We start from the raw sequence: 25,486 nt of genomic DNA, 5'->3' as shown, positions 1-25,486 counted from the left end.
TCGGCAACTTCACCCCATCACCGCAGTTCCTAAACGACAGGTACAGCAGCGGCGTCCCTGCTCATCGAAAATCACGATTTCCCAGCTTTGGTTTTGACGACCGAGATGCAACGGCTGGCAAACACCACGCACTTTTCCCTGCGAAACCGCGCGATGGTGCGTCGCGTTCAACTCCGTGCCCACCACACATTGTCCGTCGCGAGTCATCAGGTAGCCCGCCATCGATCCCAGCGTTTCCGCCAGCGCCGCCGACGCGCCACCATGCAGCAGACCAAACGGCTGATGGGTACGAGCATCCACCGGCATTTCGGCTTCCAGTACATCATCACCCAGTCGGGTATAGTTGATACCTAAATGCGCAACCAGCGTGTTCTGACTGGTTGCATTCAGTTCATCAAGGGTTAAATGTCGTTTCCAGATCATCGTCATGCTCCCAGCGTAGAGCCGCCGTCCACCACGATATCCTGCAAAGTAATATGGCTGGCCAGATCGGAGGCGAGGAATAAAATGGTGTTGGCAATTTCCTGCGGACGGGCGATTTTCCCTAACGGAATACCGAGCTTAAACTGCTCGCCAAACCCACGAATACGCTGCTGTTCGGCGTCATCACTGACCCACAACGTACGCTGCATATCAGTATCGGTCGATCCAGGAGAAACCACATTACAGCGCACACGGCTGCCTGCCAGTTCCAGACCGACAGTCAGTGCCAGGCTTTTCAGCGCGGCTTTTGACGCCCCATAAGCACTCATACCGATCCGCGGCGTGTGCGCTGCATCAGAAGCTACGGTCACTATCGCCCCGCCCTGCTGGCGACGAAACTGCGCCATCGTCTGCTGAAACAGATTAAACGCGCCACCGACATTGACAGCAAACGTCTGCTGCCAGTCTTCCTGGCTCAGTGCGTCGGTTGGCCCCATACGCAAAATCCCAGCGGCATTGACCAGCACATCCAGCCGCTCACTCTTTTGCAACACGCGCTGACACACCTCAGCCACCTGCCCGGCATTTGCCACATCCAACACTTCAGTGGCAAACGGGTACACATCCTGAGAAAACTCACGATCAAACCCTGTTACCCGCGCACCGGCGTCAACAAACGCCAGTGCCGTGGTGTAACCAATACCTTTACCTGCGCCAGTCACCCAGACAGTTTTACCTGCGAAATCAAACCCGGCCATTACTTCACCTCGCGGGAAAGCAGTTTCCACCAGGCGTCAATCGTCGGATTTTTCGCCAGCATCACGAAGTCGATATCGCTATGCACTTTACGCCAGCGTGCCGCCAGCGCCATCATACGCACTGAATCCAGACCGTAGTCGATTAGATTTTCATCATCCATCGGCTCATCGGACTCATCCAGCAGCGGCAGAATAACGCTGCGTAGTGCCTCTTTACTGGTGGGAACAGGTGCCGGCAATAACTCCTGCGTCATCACCACGCGACCGGAACGCCCTGCCACATATTTCAGCGACATCATGTGTTCGTCACGACTAAAGTCCGCCAGCGCATCGGCCACCATAAACGGCTTGATATCGCGCATAAAGGCATCCGTTGCCGTAGTCATACACCCGATATGGGCATAAACGCCGGTAATAATCAGCTGATTACGTCCGGTCTCTTTCAGCATCTGTTCCAGCGGAGAGCGATGGAATGCGCTGTAACGCCATTTCACCAGAATGGTATCCGCTTCGTCCGGCGCCAGCGCATCAACGATTTTTTGCTGCTCAGGCGAGCGTGTCAGACCCGGTCCCCACATATCATTAAGCAGGGCCCGATCTTCATCGCTCTGATCTTTCGGCTGTGCGGTGTAATAGACGGGGATATTGTGTTCTTTGCAGTACTGGCGCAGCGCGGCGATGTTCGCCACCACCTGCTTCATCATCGGGCAATTTTCGCCCCAGAAGCTGATAAAGTAATCCTGCATATCGTGTACCAACAGCGCAGCACGCTCTGGTTCAAACGCCCAGTCGACTTTGTTCACCGGAACATCAAGCGCTGTGGGCAGTGCATAAGCCTGCAGTTTAGGAATCGCCATCTTTTATTCTCCTTCAGGCCAGTGAGCGTGATGCCAGCCACTGACGTAATTGTTTTTTATCCACTTTACCGACCGGGGTCAGCGGCAATGACTCAACGCACTCCACACGGTCCGGTAATTTGAACTCCGCCACGCCCTGCTCGCGCAGAAAACGACGTACCTGTACCGCACGCAGCGGCTCTTTAACCACCAGCCAGGCACAGCTTTTCTCACCCATCAGCTCATCATCCATACTGACCAGCGCAGCGTGGATCACCGCCGGATGACGCAGTAACAGGTTTTCAATCTCTTCCGCGGCGATCTTCTCCCCACCCCGGTTGATCTGATCTTTCTCACGCCCTTGCACGGTGATGTAACCATCCTGATCGATAGAGATCAGATCGCCGGAGCAATAAAACCCGTTAGCATCAAACGCGCTGGCATTGTGCTCGGGGCTTTTGAAATAACCACGGAAAGTGTACGGGCCACGCGTCATCAGGCGTCCTGTTTCGCCCTGTGGTAAAGGGTTACCATCAGCATCCGCTACCCAGACTTCATCATCCGGACACATTGGCCGCCCCTGGGTATTGATGATGCGTTCCGGGCTGTCGTCCAGACGGGTGTAGTTCACCAGCCCTTCCGCCATACCAAAGACCTGCTGCAACTGGCAGCCAATTTCCGCCGGGATACGTGCCGCCAGCGTTGCGGAAAGTCGCGCCCCCCCCACCTGAAGCAGCGTCAGGGAAGCCAGTTGCGCATTGCTGCCCCACTCTCCAATCGCCTGTAGCCAAAGACTCACCGCAGGCGGCACCAGCGCCGTAACGTTAACCTGATGCTTTTCGATCAGCGGGAAGCACAGCGTCGCGCTCGGATCGGCCGCCAGTACCACGGTTCCACCCGCCAGGAATACGCCCAGCGAACCTGGTGAACTCATGGCGTAGTTATGCGCCGCCGGAATAGCGCACAAATAGCGCGTTTGCTCAGTAAAATGACAAATCTCATTACTGCGACGCACGCTGTAGTAGTAATCGTTATGAGTACGCGGGATCAGCTTTGGTGTGCCGGTGGTACCACCGGAAAGCTGGAAATACGCCACTTCATCGGCAGGCGACGGCGTGGCGCTAAAATCAGCAGCAGGCTGGCTTATCGCATTTTGCAGGTTGTGCTCACCCTCATCATTGAGCAACAGCACCACGCGCACGGAGTTGTGCTGCGCTACAAACGTGTTCAGAAAATCGTCACCGGCGAACAGCGCGTGCTGGCGATCGGCAATCAGCAGCGCTGGCTCAATTTGTGTCGCATAAGCATTAAGCTCTGTTCTCTGATGGCTGAACAATGCAAAAACGGGCGCAACACCCAGCTTAAGCAGCGCAAAGAAAGTGATATACAACTCGGCCACATTGCCCAACTGCACCAGCGCAGTTTCTCCGGGTTTGATCCCCTGACGACGCAAACTGCAGGCGAGATTGTCAGCCGCCTGGTTAAGCTGTCGGTAACTAAGATGGCGTTCCCCATCAATGACTGCCGTGTGATCGCTGTCGGCATGGCGGGTTAAAATGTCAGTCAGTGGCAGATCCTGCCAGTAGCCTTTTTCACGGTAGCGACGGGCAAATTCTTCCGGCCAACGGGTGAAAGGAATACTCATCATCACTCCTTAGAGCCTGTCAATAAGGCGTATATTGTTGCAGCCAGTTTGCCCCTGGGCAGTGCTCACAATCCTCACGTACTACAAGTACAATCCGGTTGCTCCGCGCTGTCCGTGTCCAAACTGGCAAATAAAATAACCTGATGGACCAGGCTCTTAATGCAGTCCAAAAACATTCAACATAGTCGAAAGCTTGGCGCCAGTTTCGCGCCACTCCGCAACAGGAGATGAGGCAGGGACAATTCCGGCACCAGCGAAGAAACGCACCTGATTGCGCAGCAGTTTCGCGCAACGGATCGTGACCACCCATTCGCCATTACCTTCGGCATCACACCAACCGACGATGCCGCCAAACAGTTCACGGTCAAATGGCTCCAGTTCCGCGATCAATTTCGTGGCGGCCTGATGCGGGAAGCCGCTCAGCGCAGGTGTTGGGTGCAGCAGGCATGCCAGCGTCAGCGCATTCTCCTGGGCGTTGGCTTTACCTTCAAACGGTGTACCGAGGTGCCAAAGCGTTGGTGTCGTCACCAGTTGAGGAGATGACGGGAGTTGCAGTTCACTACTGCGTTCGCGCAGAACCGTTTTCATCGCCTGCGTCACCAGTTCATGTTCATGTCGGTCTTTCTCGGAGGCCAGCAGGCGGATACCCGCTTCCCGATCCAGTACATCATCCGGCTGACGACGAGCAGAACCCGCCAGCGGCAGTGAGCTAAAATGTTCGCCTTCTTTACGTAACAGCAATTCAGGGCTGGCCCCGAGCAGGACGCCACCATCTTCTAATGGCACATGGAAGTTGTAGCTCGCCGGATTTTGCGCCACCAGACGTTCCAGCAGCGCACCGCTGTCAATGACAGCATCCGTCTCGATATCGATCAGGCGTGACAGCACCACTTTGTCAACTTCCGGGGTTGCCGTCAGCGCTGCCGCCCGGGAAACCATCTGTTCAAAAAAGTCCTGTTCCGGGATCGATTTACGCTCAATGACGCTCAGTGACTGATGCGCGGTAAAGTAACGTGATGATTTTTGCTTCTCCGTGCGGGAGAAAGTCTGCCATGACTCAGGAATAAACAGTGATGACGGCTGGCGGGTGTCAAAAGGAATAGCTCCAACCATGATGGGGTTTGCGATACCGTGCGATTTAGCATCGGCAAACAGTGCGTGCATTTTCTGTTGGAAAGGGCTGTCTGGCGAATCGCCATCAATTGCCGGTTCCGCATAGCGGGCAAAGCATCCTGACGTCGTAAAGCTACGATACGGCGACATAAAGAAAAAATTGTCGGGAGCGAGAGTTGCCATAGTCTGCGTTTTTTCCTCGGCCAGTGACGTATCCATATCATCCTCCAAAAAAATGATAAAGGTTTTAATAATGATTATCATTTATATTTTCGGTCGCTAACCTAAAAGCAAAGCGACAGCATGTCAACTCTTGCGGTAGCACAATGTGCGACTTAGGCTTGCATACCTGTCCCGTAACAATGAAAATGAGAAGCATTAACTACATTGATAACAGGAAGCTTATTTGTGAGACTCCCCGCTTTTTACCGCACTGCGCTCTTACTGGTTGGACTGTCTATTTCAGGAATTTCTTTAAGTCATGCCGCTGACTGGCCGCGTCAGGTTACCGACAGCCGGGGGACGCACACGCTGGAACAAAAGCCTCAACGTATTGTTTCCACCAGCGTCACTCTGACCGGCTCTCTGCTGGCCATTGATGCGCCCATCATCGCCAGCGGCGCTACCACGCCAAACAATCGCATTGGTGACGCTCAGGGATTTTTACGCCAGTGGAGTGACGTGGCAAAAGCCCGCAAGCTGAGCCGCCTGTATATTGGTGAACCGAGCGCCGAAGCCGTTGCGGCACAAATGCCCGACCTGATTCTGATCAGCGCCACCGGAGGAGATTCCGCTCTCGCGCTCTACGATCAACTTTCCACCATTGCCCCAACGCTTATCATTAATTACGACGACAAAAGCTGGCAGTCACTGCTGACGCAGTTAGGTGAAATCACCGGTCATGAGGAACAGGCAGCGGCGCGTATTGCCGAGTTTGATAAACAACTGCTGGCGGTCAAACAGCGTATTACCCTGCCGCCGCAGCCTGTTAGCGCACTGGTGTATACCGCTGCCGCGCATAGCGCCAATCTGTGGACACCAGAGTCTGCGCAGGGCAAGCTGATGGAACAATTGGGATTCACGCTGGCACCACTGCCTGCCGGACTGCACACCAGCCAGAGCCAGGGTAAACGTCACGATATCATCCAGCTTGGTGGTGAAAACCTGGCGACAGGTCTGAACGGTGAAGCGCTGTTTCTGTTTGCGGGAGACAGCAAAGACGCTGACGCCATTTACGCGAATCCCCTGCTTGCACACCTGCCTGCAGTGCAAAATAAACGCGTTTACGCGCTGGGAACCGAAACGTTCCGTCTGGATTACTACAGCGCCACACTGTTACTACAACGTCTCGCTGCACTGTTTAGTTAAGTCGAAGCCGCTTTACATCATTGCCGGGTGAAGGCTTTGCCTTACCCGGCTTAGGGCACAGGTCAGATAAACCCTCAGGCGATATCGGGTTCTGGCGGTGCCTGACGGAATCGACGTAGTTCCCCCAGTAACAGCAGCAATAACAGGCCAACAATTACCAGACCAAATCCACTGACGCTCGCCGATGCTACCGGCGTCATCATCGCGCCCAGGCCGCCTAACAGCGCCGCACCAATGGCATCTCCGGTCACATTTTGCGCGGTCCACAAACCGTTAATTCTCCCGAGCATCGCTTCCGGCGTCTGCGTCTGTAACATCGTGTACTGCAACAGAGAACTGACCGCACTCAGCCAGCCGAACAGCGCGAGGCAGATAACGCCCAGCGCCCAGACCGGCATCAACGCAAACAATCCGATGGCGAAGAAAGAGGCCACGGTAGAGGCCAGCATGATTAAACCAGGGCGAACGCTGTGCGCCAGTTGCCCACTGGTCAATGCCCCCACTGCGGCACCCAGCGGAATGGCGGCATACAGCAGACCAATCTGTGCGGCAGACATCTGCCAGCCGATGGCCAGCGCGGGGTAAAGGACACGCACCGCACTGGCCATCGTCAGAAGGCCGCCAAGCAACGCAATGCCGCCGATCAGCGGGCTGGCGAGCAGAAAGCGAAACGCCGCCAGCAGCGATTTGAGCGGGTGTTCACGTGGTTGCGGTGGCGGTGGCAATGCAGGAAGACTGAGCAGCGGTAGCAAGGTAATAAAGGTTCCCACGGCTGCCAAACCATAGTTCCACTCAACGCCGCCGGTGGCGAGTAATACCCCGCCAATCATCGGTGAAATAACCGACCCGAGACGTACCGTCAGCATGGTAATCGCCCCGGCCTGCATCAGATTTTCACGCCCAACCAGCGCTGGAGTCGCCGCCAGCAGCGCCGTCACACCCAGCGAGGCAAAAAAACCGTCCCATAAGCCCAGAATATAAATAGCCAGCAGTGAAGGCTCCGGGAGTAGCGCATTCAGGCACAGACCAATAAACCCGATACCACAGGTTCCGCGTGCCAGCAGGATCACCTTTTTGCGCTCATAACGATCGGCCAGTACACCACCAACCATCAGACCAATAAACATTGCGCTACCAGTTAACGTCACCGACAGACCGACCTGCCAGGTAGACTGGGTCATCATCTGGATCTGTACCGGAACCGCGACACCGAGTAGCCCCAGAGAGACGATGGAAATAAAACGGGCAAGGAAGACTGCGCGAAATGCAGGATGAGTCTTTAACAGGCTGAGATTCAGCAGCCAGGGTTTTCTATTCATTACAAAGCCTTAAGATACATGCTCTCATTGAGGTCGCAGCCTGAAGAATGAGGTGCATACCTGTTTTTTTAAATATCCATTCTGTGGCTGCACATGCTAACATACCCAAATAAGATCGATAACGATAATTACTATCATTATCAGGGAAGTTGATATGTCATGCTCTGTTTCCGTGACACGCGCCTTTGCCGTGCCCGGACTATTGTTATTACTTGTTCTCTCCACCGCATTAAGTCTGGTTATTGGCGCCAGGTCGATACCCGCGTCTGTGGTTCTGGATGCGCTGACCGGCACCTGTCAAAGTGCTGATTGCACCATCGTGCTGGATGCGCGACTTCCGCGCACGCTGGCAGGACTCCTTGCAGGCGGTGCGCTGGGATTGGCTGGCGCATTAATGCAGACGCTCACACGTAACCCACTTGCCGATCCAGGCATTCTCGGTGTCAATTCCGGGGCCAGCTTTGCCATTGTGCTGGGTGCATCGCTGTTCGGTTTTTCCTCCCCGCAAGAGCAGTTGTTGATGGCCTTTTCCGGAGCGCTGGCCGCGTCGCTGATTGTGGCATTTACCGGCAGTCAGGGTGGAGGACAGTTAAGCCCGGTGCGTCTGACGCTGGCAGGTGTCGCGCTGGGGGCAGTGCTGGAGGGATTATCCAGCGGTATCGCCCTGCTCAACCCGGACGTCTATGATCAGCTGCGTTTCTGGCAAGCGGGATCGCTGGATATTCGTAGCCTGCAAACGTTGAAAGTGGTGCTGGCTCCGGTGCTTATTGCCGGTGCTGTCGCGTTGTTTCTGAGCCGTTCCCTGAACAGCCTGAGCCTGGGAAGCGACACCGCTACCGCGCTGGGTAGCAAAGTCGCCCGCACCCAACTTATTGGTCTGTTGGTGATTACCGTACTGTGCGGTAGCGCAACCGCTATTGTCGGTCCTATCGCCTTTATCGGCCTGATGATGCCACATATGGCACGCTGGCTGGTGGGAGCCGATCATCGCTGGTCGCTACCAGTGACCCTACTGGCAACCCCCTCTTTGCTGCTGATTGCCGATATCATCGGTCGTCTGATTGTCCCCGGCGAATTGCGCGTCTCCGTAGTCAGCGCGTTTATCGGCGCACCGGTACTGATCTTCCTGGTTCGGCGTAAACAACGCGGAGGTGGTGCATGATGCATTTTCCCCGCAGATTACTTATCAGTTGTCTGCTGCTGATTGTGGGCTGCCTCGCCGTCGGATTGTGGAGCCTACGTAGCGGCGTCGTAACGCTGGAAACCCAACAGATTATTGCCGCTCTGCTGGGCGATGCGCCGCGCAGCATTACACTGGTTGTGACCGAATGGCGTTTACCGCGCGTATTGATGGCGCTGTTGATTGGTGCGGCCCTGGGCGTTAGCGGCGCGATATTCCAGTCGCTGATGCGTAACCCACTGGGCAGTCCGGACGTAATGGGCTTCAATACCGGAGCCTGGAGCGGTGTTCTGGTAGCAATGGTGTTATTTGGTCAGCATCTTACCGCTATCGCGCTGGCGGCGATGCTCGGCGGGATCCTGACCTCACTGGTGGTCTGGGCGCTGGCATGGCGTAATGGTATCGACACTTTCCGACTTATCATTATCGGTATCGGCATTCGTGCCATGCTGGTGGCGTTTAATACCTGGCTGCTGCTGAAGGCGTCTTTAGAAACCGCGTTGACGGCTGGATTGTGGAACGCCGGATCGCTCAACGGTCTGACCTGGGCTAAAACCTGGCCTTCTGCACCGCTGATTATCGTGATGTTAGTGTGTGCCGCACTGCTGGTGCGCCGTATGCGCTTGTTAGAAATGGGCGATGACAGCGCCTGCGCGCTGGGAGTCAGCGTAGAACGCTCGCGTCTGATGATGATGCTGGTTGCGGTTGTTCTGACCGCTGCAGCCACTGCGCTGGCTGGCCCAATTTCTTTTATTGCACTTGTCGCACCGCATATTGCCCGTCGGCTTAGCGGCACGGCACGTTGGGGATTAACCCAGTCAGCACTGTGCGGCGCATTGCTACTGCTGATGGCCGATTTATGCGCCCAACAGCTATTTATGCCTTATCAGCTTCCGGTTGGCGTTGTCACCGTAAGCCTCGGCGGTATTTATCTTATCGTCTTGTTAATTCAGGAGTCCCGCAAAAAATGACCGAATCAGTAGCCCGTTTGCGTGGCGACCAGTTAACGCTGGGTTATGGCAAATTTACCGTGGCAGAAAACCTTAATGTATCAATTCCCGACGGCCACTTTACCGCAATAATTGGCCCTAACGGCTGCGGTAAGTCGACGCTGTTACGCACGTTAAGCCGCCTGATGACGCCTGAACACGGTAAGGTATGGCTGGACGGGGAGCATATTCAGCACTACGCCAGTAAAGAGGTCGCGCGCAGAATTGGTCTGTTAGCACAAAACGCCACCACGCCTGGCGATATTACCGTACAGGAACTGGTTGCCCGCGGTCGCTACCCGCATCAGCCGTTATTTACCCGTTGGCGCCAAGAAGATGAAAACGCAGTGGTAAATGCTATGCAAGCCACGGGCATCACCCACCTGGCGGCACAAAGCGTGGATACCCTTTCCGGTGGACAGCGTCAGCGCGCATGGATAGCGATGGTGCTGGCACAGGAAACATCCATTATGTTGCTTGATGAGCCAACCACCTGGCTGGATATCAGCCATCAGATCGATCTGCTGGAACTGCTGAGCGAGCTAAATCGTGAGAAAGGATATACGCTGGCCGCTGTTCTGCACGACCTTAATCAGGCCTGTCGCTATGCCACGCACCTGATTGCACTTCGTGATGGAAAAATCATTGCCGAGGGTGCGCCAAAAGAGATTGTCACGGCGGAACTCATCGAAAAAATCTATGGATTGCGTTGTATGATTATTGATGATCCCGTTGCAGGAACACCGTTAGTAGTGCCGCTTGGGCGCAAGAAATAACGGGATGTAGTGTATGGCGACATTTCTGCCGCCATACAAAATCACTCACACCAACGACTGCCCCAGGAATTCTGCATTGTGTTTACGATGCATCATGGCATGGCTCAGCAACACCCCACCGCACGCTATCATTCCACCAAGCAAAGCTGCCAGAATAATGATCATCGATTTAGCCGGTCCATCTTTTTTCACCGGTAGTGAAGGTGAACGTTGATATTTAAACGGCGTAAAATTGACGTCATTCACATTCGTCGATAACAGCTGTTCAACGTGATATTGGCGATTACGTAATTCACCGTTAATTTCCGCAACATCTGTTACCGATTTTTCTATTTCTAATTTACGCGTAATGCCATCAGCACCCAATGAAATAGAGAAATCAGGGTCATCCTTCACCGCCTGGCCATTGCTGTAAACGGGTTTTTTAATTCCCGCAGCATTAGCAATCTCCAGCGAGTAGTTTAGTCGCTGAATATTCGCTTCCAGTTGATTCTTGAGCCTTACCCGATCCATTTCGAGTCTTTCTTTCTCAAAGCTGGTTTTAATGGCCAGTTTGTTGCGAATATCCTCAAGCGTTTCTTTCTCAGTAAGATCGGAAATGTACTGGATATAGCCTGTCAGTACCGCCTGTGCTTCTTCTGCTAATGGTGCAGTAAAACTCAACGTCCATGCGGTATAGAGCGCGGTTTCATTTTTTTTACTCAAATTGCTGTCAACCGCTGTCATTTTTTCACTGAGCCTTACGATCGCCCGATGAAGATCCATTTCGTCGAAATCGGCACCCTTCAATTGTTCTAATACATAGGGTGAAGAGCGCAGATATTCTTCCAAAAGTAATGGAGACTGGAATTTTTTGATAAACAGGTTAAACACATCCCCACGGCTGACGCTAATGTCCATGTCGAGCACACGTAATTTGGTTAACGTATTCTCAAGTTCCTGCCACTGAACAGGTTCTGCTGGCGTTACAACCGCCTCGCTGGTCCATTTTTGAGGAAGCAGAAAAGACACCAGAAGGCCTATGCAGGCAAATGCGAAAACGGTAGCGATGATTTTCGTCCTGGCTCGCCATAAAATCTCGATCAGGCCCACTAAATCAATTTCATTTCCATTTACTGTGGTTTGAGGATAAGCAGTGAATTCCGAATCTCTATCTTGCTTTATATTGAGTGATGACATTCTGTATAACCTGAAATCTTTGCCAAAAGAAAAATACTTCCTTAGCCGGAGTCTAACAGCTACTCAGAATTATCTGAAACAATCTTTACACGTAAATGCCTACCAAATGTTGTATTAGAAATTAATATCCTTTCCATTTACGTTTGAGACAAACAAAAAAACACACAAATTAATAACATATTTTTTACATTATGAGTTTATTCAAATATCTCCCCCCAAAATTATTCGAGTTGCTTGAAGCCAGCAACTTATCGAACCCCAGTCACTTACCTGATAAGTGACTGGGGTAACCAACACCCAAACAACTTGAAGTATGACGGGTATCTATCGCAATGCTGATTTGTTTACCGCTTATTGATCAACGCATTTATAACGGGACCTATCCTTTCAAATGCTGTCGGGGAAATAATATCGACATGCGCACAATCCTGGCTATATACCGCTAACTCCCCAACCCACGGAGCCCAGGCTGTTTGCGGATCGGCCTGGCGCGTTTTCTCGGCGACAAATAACGTTGCTCTGCCATCAAATTTTGCGCTGTGTGCCGTAGTTAACAAACGAACCGCATCGGCGTAATTACCTTCGATAGCGCTGAATAATGCCTCCGAAGCATTCCCTTGTTGTGCAGCAAGAAAGGCCTCACGCTCACGATCGATTTCCGCCAGCACGGCAGGATCCAATCCATTAGCCTCTTTTTCCTGCCAGTTTTGCGTCTCCGGTGGCCAGGTATCCAGCAGGCCAAGGAACGCGACGGTTTCCCCCCGGGCTCGCAAACGCGCCGCAATGCCCTGCGCCAGCGTGCCACCCAACGAGTAGCCCAACAAATAGTAGGGACCATGAGGCTGTTGGTGCAGTAGCGTTGCCAGATGATGTTCACAGACCTCGTCGAGGTTTTCCGCCGTCTGCATTGGCCCATCCGGTCGCGGCGACTGGATACCAATAATTGACCACTGCGACGTGAGATAACGTGACAGCACGCTAAATTGCCAGGCAAAGCCCGATGCCGGATGGAAGCAGAACAGCGTCGGACCATGACTCTCGCGCAACGGTAGCAACGCTTCAAACCCCAGGCGCTGCGACTGTTCGTCATCAGCACCGTCCAGCAATGCGCTCAGTTGTCCGACTGTGGAGGCAACCATAATCTGCCCCGGCGTAACCTGACGTGCAAAGAGCTGGCTCAGTTGCGCTGCCAGCTTCATTGCCAGCAACGAATGGCCACCAAGCGCAAAGAAGTCAGCGTCAACATCATTGACCTCACAGGCCAGCAACGCTGAGAAGGCCTGGGCAATCATTGATTCCGTGCCAGGCTGCGGCGCACGTCCTGGCGTACGAGCCGCTAACTGCGGCATTGGCAGCGCTTTACGATCCAGCTTACCGTTAGCGCTAAGCGGCAATTCAGCCAGTTGTAACAGGACCGTCGGCACCATATGCGCAGGCAGTTTCTCGCGCAGACGCTCCTGCAAGGCAGGAATATCTAATGGTAAACCCGATTGAGAAACCAGATATCCCACCAATTGTCGCGCATCGCCACCTGTCGCCGCTGCCTGGTTGAACACGCAGGCATGGGCAACAGCATGTTCAACATCGGGTAGCATCTGCATCACCCGGTCAATCTCGCCCAGCTCAATGCGCTGCCCGCGAATTTTTAGCTGGTCATCACTGCGCCCAAGATACTCAACCGCTCCAGACTCAAGCCAGCGCGCCACGTCACCGGTACGATACATACGTTCACCCGGCGCAAACGGATCGGCGATAAAACGGCTCGCCGTCAGATCCGGTCGACCCAGATACCCTTGCGCCAGTTGGATCCCCGTCAGATACAGATCCCCCGCTACGCCGACAGGCACCGGGCGCATCATGGCGTCGAGGATCCGCAAGCCGGTGTTCCAGACCGGATAGCCAATCGGCACGCTGTTGCCGGTCACTGCGGCGAGTTCTTCACCCCAGGCCGGATACCAGCTCACATCGACTGCTGCTTCAGTTGGACCGTACAAATTGTGCAACGGAGCATGCGTCAGTTGTTCCCACTCGCGGCATAACTCTGCCGGCAGGGCTTCACCGCTGCAGAATACCTGTTTCAGCGTGGCGCAGCTCTCCCGCGCCGTTTCCGGCGTCAGCGAAGCGACAAAAGCCGCCAGCATTGACGGCACAAAGTGCGTTGTCGTTATGCCATATTGCGCAAAGAAATGTTGCATCGCTATCGGGTCACGATGAGCCTCAGGCTCAGCCATCACCAGTTTTGCACCGGCAATAAATGGCCAGAAAAACTCCCATACCGAAACATCAAAACTGCATGGCGTTTTTTGCGCCACCACATCGTCTGCCGTCAGCGGATAGTGATTTTGCATCCATAGCAGGCGGTTAACGATAGCGGTCTGCCCTACCATCACGCCTTTTGGTCTGCCCGTCGATCCGGAGGTGAAAATGATATAGGCCGTATGGTCTGGTTGTGATAACGCCAATGGCGTGCAATCGCGTGCTGGCAGAGGCGCGTTGTAGCACAGGCTTTCCAGCCCAGGAATATCGCTAAAGCGCGCCAGCTGTTCATCGGTAGTAATTAACAGCGTGGGTTTAGCGTCTTCCAGCATCATCCGCAGACGATCGTCCGGGTATCCGGTATCAAGCGGTAGCCAGGCGGCTCCTGCTTCGACAATACCGTGCAGCGCCAGCGTAAGGAAAACGGAACGTGGTAAGGCCACCGCCACGCTGTCTCCCGGCCGCACGCCGTGTTCGCGCAGAAGTTTTGCCAACGCAACCACCTGCTGGCGCATTTCGCGATAGCTGAACTGATAGCGGGCATCGGCCAGCGCCGGGGCATCCGGTGTTTTATCGCTTTGTGTCGCAATCAGCGCACTTAGCGTAGTGGACGGGATCTCAACTTCAGTATCGTTAATCTTCGCCAGCTGTGCGTGTTCTGTCGGCAGCAGCATCTCTGCCTCGCCGCAGCACAGCGCCGGATTTTCAGCAAACTGGTCGATAAGACCTGCTAAACGCGAGGCATGCTGTGTCAGCGTGGCTTCATCGTAACGCTGTTTATTTGCCAGGATTTCAATGCTCAGGCCACCATTTTCATCCGGAAATAGCGCCAGTTCGAGATCGTTAACCGGCCCCGTCGCCAGCGTATGGGTTTGCGCCTGTACACCGGGAATGTCTAACTGATAGTCGAAAATTTTCACGTTCAGTACAGGACCAAACAACGGCTCCTCACCGGCGGCTCGCCCGCTGTCACGCACAATTTGCTCCGCATCGTAGCGCTGATGTCGGCGCATTTTCTTTAGCTGCCCGGCAAGGCGTTTCGCCAGTTCAGGCAGGCTTTCCGCCGCATCAAGACTGACGCCGAATGGCAGAACATTCAGTACCGGACCGGTTGCCGTTAACGCTGCTGACCCCATGCGTCGCATGAAGATAAACCCGGCGGCATAATCCATCCGGCTGCATAAACGTCCCAGCCATAATGCAACCAGAGCCAGTGTTAAATCCGCGCGCTGAACGTCGGGCATACGAGCGGCAAGCTGACGGAATGAGCCGTCATGTGCTGACAATTTCATGCGAATAATATCCGCAGTGGTCGCCCGTCCCGGCAGCGGTTTACTTGACAGCGATGCCGGCGGCGGTAACTGCCGTCTCTGCTCGTTCCAGAAAGCGCCGTCGCGTAGATACGCGTCACTGTCGCGATATTGTTGATACTCTTCCACCACTTCGACAAATGGCGTAAAAGGCGAGTCAGGCGTCTTTTCGCCACGCTGCCATGCACTGTAGATTGCGATTATATGGCGAGTAATTGCCGGGAAACTGAAGCCATCGACCAGCAAGTGATGGTAACGTTGATACCAATACCAGCGGTTATCTTCCACCTGAATGAGCTGATGAAAGACCAGCGATTTCCCACTGTCGACGCGTAAGTCCTGCTGCAGATCGGCCTGCATTAACGCGCATGCAGCCTCATGCGGAGCGGATTTTCCGCGCAGATCGATAATCTCAGGTTCGGCAAAAGTCAGAGCAGGATCAACCCATTGCCAAACATCACCGTTATCTTCAGTAAAGCGCATGCGTAGAGTATCGGCATGCTGCTGTCCCGCAACTACGGCCTTCGCCAGCAACGGCGCATTCAGTTCCCCGGTTAATTCTACGTAGTGCGCTACGCTCCATGCCGAGGGTAATGTGGAGAGTTTTTCTGCCATCCAGATACCCGGCTGAGCCGCAACTAACGGTAAACGCTGAGTCATTCTGCCTCCTGTCGATCGGCATAATTTGCAGGCGTCAGCGTGGTCCAGTGCGCCTCCAGCCATTGTTGACATACTTCCTGAGATTGCGGCTCGCATATAACCTGCCAGCCAACAGGAAGTGAGCACTGCTGCGGCCAAAGGCTAAACTGACGTTGTGGGTTTTGCAGAATGTAAAACTGCCCCTGCGGATTATCGAAGGGATTACTGAATTCCATACTCAACTCCTGTCGTGGAACATCGTCCGGTTAAATCGTGTCGATAAGCGGTTGCCAGAGCGTCATCAGCCCCTGCATCAATCCGCCGCGCCAGCAAAGCGCATCGTGTCCACCATCAACCTGACGCCAGAAAAAAGACCTTGAATCGGGAGGGAACTGGGCGTAAAGCCTCTGATTCGCGCGAAAAATAATCGGTTCGCGAGTACCGGCTTCCAGAACAATACGCAGGCCCCGAGCGCTTAACGCTCCCGCCTTTAGTTGTTCAATAATCACCCCATCCTGATGACTATCACGATGAGGCCACCAGTAGGAGCCGGACTGGCTGAGCACGCAGCCAAAACGTTCGGGCCAGGTCAATCCAGCGTACATCGATGACAATCCGCCAAAACTTTGCCCGGCCACCACGGTGCGCTGCGGGTCATCGCTGAACGCGGTAGTCGCCTTCACCAGTGGCAGCAACTCCTGCTGTACTGCCAACCAAAAATCCGCATTACACGGCAACTCATGGCTGCGATGAGACGTGTCGATGGCATCGATCAGGAGATAAACGGCAGCTGGAAGCTGATTGCGGTGAGTAAGTGAAGTCAGTGCTGGCCAGACGGGCATACTTTGCGCCCAAAACTGGCCATCCAGCAGAATAGCGAGCGGGCGATCCTCAGGGCTGGCCTCGCCAGTGGTAAATACCCACACGCGTCGCGTATTACCCAGCCGTGCGCTACGCCATTGCAGGCATATCGCGGGTGTGTCAGGGGGTTCAGGATAATCCCAGCCTGGCTGGACGGGCGCATCAGGCATTTCCAGCGCCGAAACCGCATGACCACGCCCGCCTTGCCAGCTTTGGGGATTGAGGGGATCGGCAATCGCCTGCGGCAACAGTTGGCGCCAACCTTCCCGAAGAGTCGCTCTGTCTGGCGTATCACCAGCAGATAACGCGGCAAAAATATCGTTTCGTTCAGAGGGGATAAAGCAGTAGCTACCGCGCCAGTGAGCGCTCATAGTGGTGCTCCAGCACCAAACATTTGTACCATCAATGCGTTGCATCGACTGGGGAATGGCATTTTGATGGTGATCGGTCACACCGGTAATGTAGACCCACACATGACGAATTGCCGACGTTTTCTCCGTTCCCTGCGGATCACGCCACCAAAAGGTCACACGGTAATCACCGCTATCCTCGCGCACCCACTCAGGGCCTTGTTTTGACTGCCACCACGCTTCGCTTCCCATCATTAACGTCGTCACCGTCATAACCCCATGTTTATTGTGCAATTTTTTATTTAGGCGTGAAATATATTGATAATATTATTGATAACTATTTGCATTTGCAATAGCGTATTACCGCGCTGTGGGAAGCGCGCGCATTATTTCACCACTTATAAACCGACCTGGCGCTGTGAACTTTTCTGGAATGGATAGTTTTCGCAGATGCGGGCGACATCAGGCCTGGTGCTTCAAAACGGCACATTGGTACTCGTGGCTAAAAGAAAGCAGGACATACAATGAACAACAAGATTCATTCACTGGCCTTATTGGTCAATTTAGGTATTTACGGGGTAGCACTGCCAGCAATGGCAGAAGATAACACCGACAGCGCCGCCGTCTCTCATGAAGACACCATCGTCGTCACTGCCGCCCAACAGAACCTGCAGGCGCCAGGCGTTTCAACCATCACTGCTGATGAAATCCGTAAGAATCCTCCCGCTCGCGATGTCTCGGAAATCATCCGTACCATGCCTGGTGTTAACCTGACCGGTAACTCAACCAGCGGTCAGCGTGGTAACAACCGTCAGATCGATATTCGCGGTATGGGACCAGAAAACACCCTGATCCTGATCGACGGTAAGCCGGTCACCAGCCGCAACTCCGTACGTCAGGGCTGGCGCGGCGAGCGCGATACCCGTGGTGATACCTCCTGGGTACCCCCGGAAATGATTGAGCGTATTGAAGTACTGCGTGGCCCTGCTGCTGCACGCTACGGCAACGGTGCGGCGGGCGGGGGGGGGAATATCATCACCAAAAAAGGCAGCAACGAATGGCACGGTTCCTGGGATACCTATTTCAACGCCCCGGAACACAAAGACGAAGGCTCGACCAAACGTACCACCTTTAGCCTTAATGGCCCGATGGGTGGGGATTTCAGCTTCCGCCTGTACGGTAATCTCGATAAAACCCAGGCCGACGCATGGGATATCAACCAGGGACATCAGTCAGAGCGTACCGGCACCTATGCCAACACGTTACCTGCCGGTCGCGAAGGTGTGATCAACAAAGACATCAACGGCGTTGTACGCTGGGATTTCGCTCCACTCCAGTCACTGGAACTTGAAGCCGGTTATAGCCGCCAGGGCAACCTGTACGCTGGCGACACCCAAAACACCAACACCAACCAACTGGTGAAAGATAACTACGGTAAAGAGACCAATCGTCTGTACCGTCAAAACTACTCCCTGACCTGGAACGGCGGCTGGGATAACGGCGTTACCACCAGCAACTGGGTGCAGTATGAACATACGCGTAACTCCCGTACGCCGGAAGGTTTAGCCGGGGGTACAGAAGGGATCTTTGACCCGAACGCATCGCAAAAATATGTTGATGCCGATCTGAACGATGTCATGCTGCACAGTGAAATCAGTATTCCGCTGGATCTGCTGGTTAACCAAAATCTGACGCTCGGTACCGAATGGAACCAACAGCGTATGAAAGACATGCTGTCCAACTCGCAAACCTTTATGGGCGGCAACATCCCTGGCTTCAACAGCACCGATCGTAGCCCGTATTCCAAAGCGGAAATTTTCTCCCTGTTTGCTGAAAACAATATGGAGCTGACCGACAGCACCATGCTGACACCGGGCCTGCGTTTCGACCATCACAGCATTGTGGGCGATAACTGGAGTCCTTCTCTGAACCTGTCACAAGGTCTGGGTGATGACTTTACCCTGAAAATGGGGATCGCTCGCGCCTACAAAGCACCAAGCCTGTACCAGCTCAACCCGAACTATATTCTGTACAGTAAAGGTCAGGGTTGCTATGCCACCGGAGCCGCCAGCGGCATTGGTTGCTATATGATGGGCAACGATGATCTAAAAGCAGAAACCAGTATCAACAAAGAGATTGGCCTGGAGTTCAAGCGCGATGGCTGGCTGGCCGGCGTAACCTGGTTCCGCAACGATTACCGTAACAAGATCGAAGCCGGTACCACGCCATTTGACAGAACGTCCATCACCAATAAAGGCAAGACAACTTACACCGATATCTATCAGTGGGAGAACGTGCCTAAAGCGGTGGTCGAAGGTCTGGAAGGGACGTTGAACGTACCAGTGAGCGAAACCGTTAACTGGACGAACAACATCACTTACATGCTGCAAAGCAAGAATAAAGAGACCGGCGAGCGCCTGTCGATTATTCCAGAATATACGCTGAACTCTACCTTAAGCTGGCAGGCTCGCGAAGATTTGTCATTGCAGTCTACCTTCACCTGGTATGGCAAACAGCAGCCGAAAAAATACGATTACCAGGGTAAACCGGTTACCGGCAGCTCCGCAAATGAGGTGAGTCCGTACAGCATTGTCGGCCTGAGCGCGACCTGGGATGTGATGAAAAATGTCAGCCTGACCGGCGGCGTGGATAACGTCTTCGACAAACGTTTGTGGCGTGCAGGTAATGCCCAAACCACTGGCAGCACGACCGACGTTTCTTATATGGCAGGCGCAGGTGCGTACACCTATAACGAACCGGGTCGTACGTGGTACATGAGCGTTAACACGCGCTTCTGATAATATTTTTCCCTCTCCTCCTGGTGAGGAGAGGGAATTTGTCAAAGACAATGCGCACAACACACACACCACTTCCCTTTGCAGACCACACGCTGCATCTTGTCGAATTTGAGCCCGACAGCTTTCACGAGCACGATTTACTCTGGCTCCCCCATCACGCACAGCTAATCTCTGCCGGACGGAAGCGAAAATCAGAACACCTGGCGGGGCGTATTGCCGCAGTCCATGCCCTGCGTGAATATGGCATCAAAAACATCCCCGGCATCGGCGACCGTCGCCAGCCCCTGTGGCCAGAAAGTTTGTTTGGCAGTATCAGTCATTGCGAACACACGGCGCTTGCCGTCGTATCTTCATATCCGGTTGGCGTGGATATGGAACGCATTTTTACGCCACAAACCGCAGCGGAGCTGGCAAGTAGCATAGTGACTGATGAAGAAAAAGCATGGATGGTAGAGAGTGGACTGCCCTTTGAACAGGCGCTCACACTGGCTTTTTCCGCCAAAGAGAGCGCCTTCAAAGCGACCCCAGCTTTACAACAGGTAAACGCCGGGTTTTTGCAATATCAAATTGTCAGCGTTCAGAAACAGCAGTTGCTCCTGCTGACACCCGCCCGGACATACCGTGTGCAGTGGCTGTTTTCAGATAGCTACGTTATCTCCCTGGCGGCAGATTAGTATTCAAAGTATTTCACGTGCCAGAGTGGCAATCGCCTGCGCGTCAAATCCGTGGTACTGACGCAGCCAGCCACGATCGGCTGCTGCTGCATACTCACCATTAGGGATCCCTAACCGCCTCAGAACCGCTCCCCCCCCTGCTTCAGCCAACACTTCTGCCACCAGACTTCCCAGACCACCATTAACGTTATGCTCTTCCACGGTAATCACCGCTTTACAGCCCTGTAATGCAGATAAAAGCGCTTTCGTATCACACGGTCGAATTGAAGGTACACTGACCACCGTCGCCTGAATACCGGAATCAGCCAACAGTGCGGCAGCATCAACGATTTCATGAACTGTCGAACCTGTCGCCACCAGCGCTACATTGCCTCCTTCACGCAGCGTCACCACAGCCCCTGGAACAAAACGATAACTCTCGTCATGGAGCTCCGGAAGTGCTTTCCCGTCAAGACGGATATAAACCGGCCCCTGATAACCGATGGCGTAGTCGATAACCTGACGACATTCACGCGGCGAAGATGGGGCAAAAATCTGAATGTTGCCGAAGCCACGCATAATGGCAATATCATCAATCGAGTGGTGAGTACTCGCCAGCGGACCATAGCTGGCACCCGCGTTAAGACCAAATAACTTCACATTAGTATTGTTGTAACAAACGTCGACCTTAATTTGCTCATTGGCACGTGAGATCAGGAATGGCGCGGCATTACAAGTGACAGCCACCTTGCCGCCGAGGGCCAAACCAGCCGCCGTTCCAACCATGCTTTGTTCGGCAATACCCACATTCACCAAACGCCCTGGAAACTGCTTAATGAAGGGGGCGATTTTTGCGGTTGATGTAGAGTCGGCGACTACCGGCACCAGATCGACACCACGTTCTACTGCGTCAATAAATGCCTGGACCATAACGTTTGCGAGGTGCTCTGCATTACTCATCTTTCAGTTCCTCCAGTGCCAGTTCAATCTCTTCACCTTTCGGTACGCGGTGGTGCCATTCGGGGCGCCCCTGAATAAAGGAGATACCTGCGCCTTTCGTGGTATTGGCAATAATGACATTAGGTTTCCCCTCCTGCTTCAGGCCATCCAGCGCAGCGACAACAGACGTCATGTCATTCCCCTGACATTCCATAACATTCATGCCAAAAGCCAACCATTTATCTGCCAGAGGATCGGTATTCATAATTTCTCGGGTCGGCCCAGCCAACTGGAGATTATTTTTGTCGTTGATAATGATTAGATTATCCAGACCATAATGAGCCGCAGCCAGTGCCGCCTCCCAGTTACTTCCCTCAGCTAGTTCACCGTCACCGGTAATTAAAAAGATACGGCGGGTGCTGTTGCTCTTCTTCGCTGCTAACGCCAATCCGACCGCAACAGGTAAACCATGGCCCAACGCGCCTGTATTCAGTTCAATGCCCGGTGTTTTCTGGCGAACGGGGTGTCCGGGGAGATGGGAATTGGCATGTTGATACGTTTCCAGCCAATCGATGGGGAAATAACCCGCCTCCGCCAGGACACAGTAGTAACACCCTACCGCATGCCCTTTAGACTGGATATAAACGTCGCGCTCTTCATCATTGATACGATCCGGGGCAACATTAAGAATTCGGAAATAGAGCGCTGTCAGCAGTTCGACCTGAGAGAGGTCTGCGCCAGTATGTCCCCCTGCAGGGCTGTTAGCATTCAGTCTAACGATGTGGCGGCGTACAGCTCGCGCTTTGCGCTCAAGTGTCTGGACATCATAGTTGTAGGGATTCATTTAATACCTCTGAATTTATTTTCAATATGGAATATTTATTCCATCAGGGACTAAAAAAACCAGAAATCCCCAGGCGTTGCATCACAAGGCTTGCGCGCTGCGTCATACTCAGGAACATTCTGCCTCCTTACCGCATGCAAACTGATGCCGGGTAATATTCAGTTGACCTGAAATCATCATGAATATATATTCATTAATGACTCTTTATTCAATTATGCGACCCATTTTCCATTTTTGTCCATAGCTGTTTTTGAGTATTGGTTAAAGTTAGAGCTTTATCACACTTAACTGTCTTCATTTTTCGCGTATGATAAAACACTCTAAGATAATGGCGGTACGTAAATGATTTTCGGGGAAATATATGGCTAAGCAGGATGAACAACGGCTATTGGTTAAAATCGCAACCCTTTACTATCTTGAGGGACGCAAACAATCCGATATTGCTCAGCTTCTCTCGCTTTCTCAGTCGTTTATATCCCGAGCCATCACTCGCTGCCAAAAAGAAGGTGTGGTAAAAATCAGCGTCGTCCAGCCCTCAAATATCTTCCTGAATCTTGAGAAAGGCATCGAAGAACGCTACGGGCTGAAGCAGGCAATTGTGGTGGATACGGAAGAGGATGCCAGTGATTACACCATCAAGCGGGCCATCGGCTCTGCCGCCGCACACTACCTGGAAACACGCTTGCGGCCCAAAGATCTGGTAGGGGTATCTTCATGGAGTTCAACAATTCGCGCCATGGTTGATGAAGTCCACACCCAAAATCTTAAAGCAGGCGGTGTTATTCAACTACTGGGTGGTGTAGGACCTAACGGTAACGTACAGGCTACCATTCTGACACAGACACTTGCTCAACATTTGAACTGTGAAGCCTGGTTACTTCCATCACAAAGCATCGAAGGCTCGGTCGAAGAGAAAAATCGCCTCATCGCCAGTAAAGACGTCGCTGACGTCATTTCTCGCTTCGATAATGTCGATATCGCTATTGTTGGTGTCGGTATTCTGGAACCTTCTCAGTTACTGAAAACCTCAGGTAACTACTATCACGAAGATATGCTGCAAGTCCTGGCCGATCGCGGTGCCGTTGGCGATATTTGTCTGCACTACTATGACAAAAATGGTCAACCGGTATTAACGGATGATGAAGATCCGGTTATCGGTATGGCCCTCGACAAAGTGAAAAAATGTCCGAATGTGGTGGCACTGGCAGGAGGAACGGATAAGGTTGCCGCGATTAAGGGTGCGCTGAATGGCGGCTATATCGACGTTCTGATCACCGACTATCCTACCGCCCGCATGTTGATAACAGGCTAATCTTAACTTCCAACCAGGCCTGTGTGTTGTGAGCACCTGACACAAAGGCCATCATAAAACTCTTTAATTTCAATAAACTGAAAGGATTCACCTTCTCATAATTTTTGCTGCGAGTGGGTATTCCCTGGTCAGGCTAAGTGTGATTACCAGCACAATTGATGATTTTTTCTGTAGCTCAACAGCCAGATTGTGGCTAAGGTATTAAATAAATAATCAATACCGAATATATATTCACAAGTTAAAGATTCGATATGTCACAACTGAACCTGATGAAGTAATGACGCGACAATGAGGGAGAATTTCCCTACAACGCCGGGACGCAATGTGACTCAGGAGATAATCTATGTGTGCAGCGAAGAAAGAGTTCATTATTGCGCTGGATGAAGGCACGACCAATGCGAAAGCAATAGCGCTTGATGATCAGGGCAATGTCGTCGCAAAGTTTTCCCAACCACTGGCCATTCATACTCCGCGAGAAGGTTGGGTTGAACAATCCGGCGAAATGTTGATTGACGCTTCTATTGACGTCATTGCCAAAGCGATGAATCACGTTGGGGCAGAAAACGTGGCGGCACTGGCGATCAGTAATCAGCGAGAAACCGCGATTGGCTGGTATCGTCATACAGGTAAACCACTGAATTCAGCCATCACCTGGCAATGTACCCGCAGTGCAGCTTACTGCGAGGCACTGCGCCAGGATAATAAAGAGCAGTTGATTAAAACAACGACAGGCCTGCCAATAGCCCCATTGTTCTCAGCATCTAAAATGCGCTGGCTGCTGGAATCGGTGACTGATGGCCCACTGCTCGCGAAACAGGGACTGATCTGTCTTGGAACAATCGATAGCTGGCTGCTGTGGAACTTAACCGGCGGTGAAGCTTTCTCCTGCGACTATTCCAATGCTGCACGCACACAGTTACTCAATCTGCACACCGGAGAGTGGGATGACACCATGCTGTCATTGTTCCATATTCCTCGCGCCGCATTGCCGGAAATCAAACCATCGAGCGGGTTATTTGGTCACACCCGTGGACTGAATGGGATCCCGGACGGCATTCCGGTGATGTCGATGGTCGGTGACTCACACGCCGCTTTGTTCGGCCATGCTCTCGGTGAGATGGGATGCGTTAAGGCCACGTACGGCACAGGTTCTTCTGTAATGGCTCCGGTGAAATCCGCGCAGAGTGATATTGGTGCGCTGGCTACCACTATCGCCTGGCACGATGGCGACAGCATCATTTACGGCCTTGAAGGAAATATTCCACACACCGGCGATGCAGTTGCGTGGATGGCGGAAAGCACCGGACTCAGCGAACTGCCTGACGCCGAACTAACTCACGAGCTGAATACCCTTCCAGAGTCTGTTGAATCAACGCTCGGCGTGTACTTTGTCCCTGCCCTCACCGGGCTAGGCGCGCCCTGGTGGAATGACAGCGCCCGCGGCGTTATCTGCGGACTCAGTCGGGGTGTAAAGCGGGCGCATTTAATTCGCGCCGCGCTCGAGTCGATTACTTACCAAATCGCCGACGTCGTGGTCACTATGCAACAGCATAATGATTTTAGCCTGTCAGCATTGATGGTTGATGGCGGACCAACCAGGAATGACTGGTTAATGCAATATCAGGCAGATCTATTGGGTTGCCCCGTGATGCGCAGCGATGTACCGGAACTTTCGGCCATTGGCGCAGCATTACTGGCGCGTAAAGCACTTCACCCTGGATCGCTCACTGATTTAAAAGCCTTTTTAACCGTACACAGCAAATTTCAGCCCGACATGGCCCGTCATCACCGTCTGCAAAAAAGGTGGCAAGAATGGCGTCATGCGGTAGACAGAACATTATGGAAACCGGCCTCGTCCGTCTGACGCCTTACCAGGGAAAATACGTGACGATTTTTTACCAACGATAAAAGGAGAACTCCGGCCCATAAAAGAATTAA

20 protein-coding genes are annotated in these 25,486 nt (G+C 53.1%); 8 read left to right on the top strand and 12 right to left on the bottom strand.

Features of this window, described 5'->3' with window-relative positions; translation table 11 throughout:
• Positions 1 to 9 precede the first annotated feature (9 nt).
• The 5 genes from entH to entC form a co-directional block, all read right to left on the bottom strand.
• Complete coding sequence (entH, locus tag LG384_RS06265; RefSeq protein ID WP_045449489.1) at positions 10 to 423, bottom strand: proofreading thioesterase EntH; 414 nt, start codon at positions 421 to 423, stop codon at positions 10 to 12.
• A 2-nt stretch (positions 424 to 425) separates the two neighbouring features.
• Positions 426 to 1,181: a 2,3-dihydro-2,3-dihydroxybenzoate dehydrogenase EntA gene (gene entA, locus LG384_RS06260; RefSeq protein WP_225760635.1), complete on the bottom strand. Its 756-nt coding sequence runs from the start codon at positions 1,179 to 1,181 to the stop codon at positions 426 to 428.
• The gene (locus LG384_RS06255; protein ID WP_225760634.1) at positions 1,181 to 2,038 is read right to left on the bottom strand and encodes an isochorismatase; all 858 of its coding nucleotides are present in this window, start codon (positions 2,036 to 2,038) and stop codon (positions 1,181 to 1,183) included. The genes entA and LG384_RS06255 overlap by 1 nt, the downstream gene beginning before the upstream one ends.
• A 13-nt stretch (positions 2,039 to 2,051) precedes the next feature.
• Positions 2,052 to 3,662, bottom strand: a complete 1,611-nt coding sequence (gene entE, locus LG384_RS06250) for a (2,3-dihydroxybenzoyl)adenylate synthase EntE (RefSeq protein WP_045440980.1) — start codon at positions 3,660 to 3,662, stop codon at positions 2,052 to 2,054.
• A 156-nt stretch (positions 3,663 to 3,818) separates the two neighbouring features.
• Positions 3,819 to 4,994, bottom strand: coding sequence for an isochorismate synthase EntC (gene entC / locus LG384_RS06245; protein ID WP_225760633.1), 1,176 nt, complete (start codon positions 4,992 to 4,994; stop codon positions 3,819 to 3,821).
• 189 nt (positions 4,995 to 5,183) lie between these two features.
• On the opposite strand from entC, the gene fepB reads away from it, so the two are divergent.
• Entirely contained in the window at positions 5,184 to 6,143 is a 960-nt protein-coding gene (gene fepB / locus LG384_RS06240; RefSeq protein WP_045440976.1) for a Fe2+-enterobactin ABC transporter substrate-binding protein, read from the top strand.
• A 74-nt stretch (positions 6,144 to 6,217) separates the two neighbouring features.
• Here the strand turns inward: fepB and entS are convergent, their stop codons facing one another.
• The gene (gene entS, locus LG384_RS06235; protein ID WP_225760632.1) at positions 6,218 to 7,462 is read right to left on the bottom strand and encodes an enterobactin transporter EntS; all 1,245 of its coding nucleotides are present in this window, start codon (positions 7,460 to 7,462) and stop codon (positions 6,218 to 6,220) included.
• Between the two features lie 154 nt (positions 7,463 to 7,616).
• On the opposite strand from entS, the gene fepD reads away from it, so the two are divergent.
• Genes fepD through fepC form a run of 3 tightly spaced genes read left to right on the top strand, consistent with a single transcriptional unit; the run spans position 7,617 to position 10,407 of the window.
• Entirely contained in the window at positions 7,617 to 8,624 is a 1,008-nt protein-coding gene (fepD, locus tag LG384_RS06230; RefSeq protein WP_045440972.1) for a Fe(3+)-siderophore ABC transporter permease, read from the top strand.
• Entirely contained in the window at positions 8,621 to 9,613 is a 993-nt protein-coding gene (gene fepG / locus LG384_RS06225) for an iron-enterobactin ABC transporter permease (protein WP_225760631.1), read from the top strand. Before fepD ends, fepG begins: the two co-directional genes overlap by 4 nt.
• Positions 9,610 to 10,407 (top strand): iron-enterobactin ABC transporter ATP-binding protein, encoded by a 798-nt coding sequence (fepC, locus tag LG384_RS06220; protein ID WP_225760630.1) that lies wholly within the window; start codon positions 9,610 to 9,612, stop codon positions 10,405 to 10,407. The genes fepG and fepC overlap by 4 nt, the downstream gene beginning before the upstream one ends.
• Before the next feature lie 45 nt (positions 10,408 to 10,452).
• Here the strand turns inward: fepC and wzz(fepE) are convergent, their stop codons facing one another.
• The 4 genes from wzz(fepE) to fes all read right to left on the bottom strand — a co-directional run bounded on the left by wzz(fepE) (position 10,453) and on the right by fes (position 17,275).
• The gene (gene wzz(fepE) / locus LG384_RS06215) at positions 10,453 to 11,586 is read right to left on the bottom strand and encodes an LPS O-antigen length regulator Wzz(fepE) (RefSeq protein WP_045440950.1); all 1,134 of its coding nucleotides are present in this window, start codon (positions 11,584 to 11,586) and stop codon (positions 10,453 to 10,455) included.
• Between the two features lie 344 nt (positions 11,587 to 11,930).
• Positions 11,931 to 15,812, bottom strand: coding sequence for an enterobactin non-ribosomal peptide synthetase EntF (gene entF / locus LG384_RS06210; RefSeq protein ID WP_225760629.1), 3,882 nt, complete (start codon positions 15,810 to 15,812; stop codon positions 11,931 to 11,933).
• A complete protein-coding gene (locus tag LG384_RS06205) occupies positions 15,809 to 16,027 on the bottom strand; it encodes an MbtH family protein (RefSeq protein WP_045440946.1) in 219 nt (72 codons plus the stop codon). The genes entF and LG384_RS06205 overlap by 4 nt, the downstream gene beginning before the upstream one ends.
• Positions 16,028 to 16,057: 30 nt before the next feature.
• Entirely contained in the window at positions 16,058 to 17,275 is a 1,218-nt protein-coding gene (gene fes, locus LG384_RS06200) for an enterochelin esterase (protein ID WP_225760628.1), read from the bottom strand.
• Positions 17,276 to 17,526: 251 nt separating this feature from the next.
• On the opposite strand from fes, the gene LG384_RS06195 reads away from it, so the two are divergent.
• Entirely contained in the window at positions 17,527 to 19,800 is a 2,274-nt protein-coding gene (locus tag LG384_RS06195) for a TonB-dependent siderophore receptor (RefSeq protein WP_225760627.1), read from the top strand.
• A gap of 50 nt (positions 19,801 to 19,850) precedes the next feature.
• Entirely contained in the window at positions 19,851 to 20,474 is a 624-nt protein-coding gene (gene entD / locus LG384_RS06190; RefSeq protein ID WP_048221885.1) for an enterobactin synthase subunit EntD, read from the top strand.
• Positions 20,475 to 20,477: 3 nt separating this feature from the next.
• On the opposite strand, the gene LG384_RS06185 is transcribed toward entD, so the two are convergent.
• Positions 20,478 to 21,413 carry a transketolase family protein gene (locus LG384_RS06185; protein ID WP_225760626.1) on the bottom strand — a complete coding sequence of 312 codons (936 nt, stop codon included), beginning with the start codon at positions 21,411 to 21,413 and terminating at the stop codon, positions 20,478 to 20,480.
• Complete coding sequence (locus LG384_RS06180) at positions 21,406 to 22,236, bottom strand: transketolase (protein ID WP_045440938.1); 831 nt, start codon at positions 22,234 to 22,236, stop codon at positions 21,406 to 21,408. The genes LG384_RS06185 and LG384_RS06180 overlap by 8 nt, the downstream gene beginning before the upstream one ends.
• Positions 22,237 to 22,597: 361 nt before the next feature.
• Here LG384_RS06180 and LG384_RS06175 point away from each other — a divergent pair, with 361 nt between their 5' ends.
• The gene (locus tag LG384_RS06175; protein WP_045440936.1) at positions 22,598 to 23,548 is read left to right on the top strand and encodes a sugar-binding transcriptional regulator; all 951 of its coding nucleotides are present in this window, start codon (positions 22,598 to 22,600) and stop codon (positions 23,546 to 23,548) included.
• Between the two features lie 343 nt (positions 23,549 to 23,891).
• Complete coding sequence (locus tag LG384_RS06170) at positions 23,892 to 25,412, top strand: FGGY family carbohydrate kinase (protein WP_225760625.1); 1,521 nt, start codon at positions 23,892 to 23,894, stop codon at positions 25,410 to 25,412.
• Positions 25,413 to 25,486: the final 74 nt, after the last annotated feature.

The organism is Citrobacter sp. Marseille-Q3906 (genome assembly GCF_916618775.1).
Classification (GTDB): Bacteria; Pseudomonadota; Gammaproteobacteria; order Enterobacterales; family Enterobacteriaceae; genus Citrobacter; species Citrobacter murliniae.
This window is presented reverse-complemented; position numbering and strand designations above follow the sequence as displayed.